Annotated in this window: 3 protein-coding genes; all 3 read left to right on the top strand. The window is 33.8% G+C overall.

Annotated features, from left to right (window positions below; all coding sequences use genetic code 11):
- Positions 1–449: HNH/ENDO VII family nuclease (locus DWX57_RS13895; RefSeq protein WP_207666530.1), on the top strand; the 449-nt coding region annotated here is incomplete at its 5' end.
- A 3-nt stretch (positions 450–452) separates the two neighbouring features.
- On the top strand, positions 453–872 hold the full coding sequence (locus DWX57_RS13890) for an SMI1/KNR4 family protein (RefSeq protein ID WP_015533326.1): 420 nt from the start codon (positions 453–455) through the stop codon (positions 870–872).
- 1,414 nt (positions 873–2,286) lie between these two features.
- Positions 2,287–2,693: hypothetical protein (locus DWX57_RS13885; RefSeq protein WP_133300892.1), on the top strand; the 407-nt coding region annotated here is incomplete at its 3' end.

Genomic DNA, 2,693 nt, shown 5'->3' with positions numbered 1-2,693 from the left:
CTAGCAAAGGACGGGTGGAGTCTGAAAGAAGTATTACTTGTGAGGGTGGAAGTGGTTCTGTAATTTACACTTCAGTAGAATATGAAGGCACAGTTAAAGTTAATGGAGAAGTTAGAGATGTAAGTAGAAAGGTATATCAAAGGAATGATATAGATTTTGAGTATTTTGATGAGACAACAGGACTAACAAACTTAGAACGTATGCAGGCTGGCAAGCCTCCTATAGGGACAGATGGTAATGCTATTCAACTACATCATATTTTGCAAAAAGAAGCAGGACCAATGGTTGAGATTCGAGAGATTACACATCAAGAATATTATTCACAGTTGCATGGTCTTATCGAAGATGGAGCAAGTTTTAGAAATGATCCAATATTGAATAAGCAATATAATAATTTTAGACGTTCATATTGGAAATGGAGAGCAGAGCAAATCGTAGGAGGAAAATAAAATATGTATGATAAAATTGTTAAGATTATAAGTCAATATGAAGAAAAAGGTGATTTTACACATCCTAATGTAGATGATAAAGATTTATATGATGCAGAAAAAATATTAAATTTAAAAATTCCAGAGCAGTATGTTTGGTTTTTGAAAAATTATGGGCATGGTGGACTGGATGGCATTGAAACATTGGGTGTAGGTAAAAATGGCAAAATGATATTTGTGGAAAAGACACTAGAATTCAGGTCATATGGGTTGAATGACGATAAGATTGTAATAGAAAATTGTGACGAATGGATTTATTGTATTGATGTAAAAACTGGAGCCGTTATGATGTGGTCACAAGGAGATAAAAAGTACAAGATTAATTATAAAAATTTTATTGAATATCTAAATGATAGAATCAGTGATGCTATAGAAAATATGTAATATTTATAAAATTAAATTTAATTATGTCTATACTTTAGGACTTCAAAGTCCCTAACTCAAAAAGCTATTTTAATTTCTGCCTGTTCACGAAGTGAATGAAATGCAGAAATTAATAATAGCTTTTTGTCATTTACCTAAAGGGGAAAGGACACCTTATGGCGAAATTTGCCCCCAGGTATACAAAAGGATTTGTCCGACAATTTATTTCTAAGGTACGGTAAATCATTGATTTTACTGACTTTATTGCAAGCAGACAGATTTCATTCTTTCACAGAACTATTGTTTGCTAAAATACTCATAAATACTGTGAAATAGCCATTTTCAGCAATTGATATAAAATTATAACAAAAGATTTCGTTACAAGTTTGGCTGGTATCTACAACAGTATATTTTTATGAAAGTATATGCCAAAATCAAGACAATTCAACTAATTGTTAAGGAAATGCCTTATTCTGATATCTTGAATAATTTTAAGACCTAGGATAAGAAATTTAATCAGTATTGGTGTATTCATAAAACGCATATAAGTTGTTATCCTTGGAAACAGAGACAGGATTAGTAAGATTGGCATCTTTGCATATGCTGGTGCTACCCAGCCATATGGCACAGCACAGGGGGATGTCTGTTGCGGGTATTGATGGTATATCAAAAACAGTCAGATAAATTTCAGCCTTTGAAGATTCACAGGTGCATGCGTATAATTGTTGTTTTGCCCGCATTATTGCTGATACTGACAGGCTAAGGGATTTTTAAGCTGTGAATGTTTCTGTTGTTGTTCGAAAGAAATTTGGCTGAGACAGATGCTAAGAAATATTACCATCTTGCGAGATGAAAAGTTTGCTAATACCTATTTGTATCGCATGTTAGGATGCTTGTACAGATGGGTATTTTTGTTGTGGTCATATATTTTGATATTCACAGGTATCGTTTCAATGTAGGCTGACAGCGAGAGACCTTGCTATCTGTATGTATCCAGTGCCAATGGGGTATCATCTCACAGTTGATTTCATATCAACTGCAATCGTTTTAATCTGAATTTCTTTGAAATGACCTAATCTTAATTCGTTATGATTTTATCTGAAATAAATTCCACTTGAGATTCTACAAAATATTATAAGGAACTTTTAATGGAACTGCCGATTTCAAGAGTGACAGAAAATCAGTGACAAAAAGTCACGAAATAATTATACGTATCCATTTTATTTTGAAATTTCCTGTTATCACTGACTTTTAAAGCTTTTTTTTAAAATAAGTTGTCGACTGATAAAATTCATACTCCATTTTTGTCACAACTGATATTGCAACTGTTTTCTCAGGCATGGATTAATTTATGGAACTTCCATTCTGTAAGATTCAGATATTTTTATATTTTTTGTAACAAGAAATCATCTGTTACAGATTGGTGGTGAGAGTGATGGTATATGGAATTATTTCAGCAAAAGATAATCAGACGAGCCTCGCTTATTTTAAGAGTAAAAAAGTTTCACAGCTTGAACCGGAAAATCTAAAGGGAAGAGGACTCATAAAGGTCGATGGAGAAGTAATGGAATTCCAGACAGCGATAGCTACGGATAGGTGCGATGATATGGAACGTATAGAGTTACTTCGCAATATGTGTGCATCTATGGCTGAAGGAGCTACTGAGGTAGCGGAAGGTGTTCCTGAAATTCCAGAAAAACCTACGTGGGAGATATTCAAGAGGCGTAATGATGTTGCTCAGATGTGTAATGGATATATGTTGCCGATAGGATATGACAGTGTAAGTGCAGAGGGATATGGAATAGACCTTAGGAGAACATTCTGCTATACAATTACGGGCAG

Origin of the sequence: Coprococcus sp. AF19-8AC (assembly GCF_003603115.1) — a bacterium.
Taxonomy (GTDB): Bacteria; Bacillota; Clostridia; order Lachnospirales; family Lachnospiraceae; genus Coprococcus; species Coprococcus aceti.
This window is presented reverse-complemented; position numbering and strand designations above follow the sequence as displayed.

Bases quoted from the DNA above. Each gene is read 5' to 3' on its own strand.
- DWX57_RS13890 (WP_015533326.1), top strand. From the start codon at position 453: ATGTATGATAAAATTGTTAAGATTATAAGTCAATATGAAGAAAAAGGT.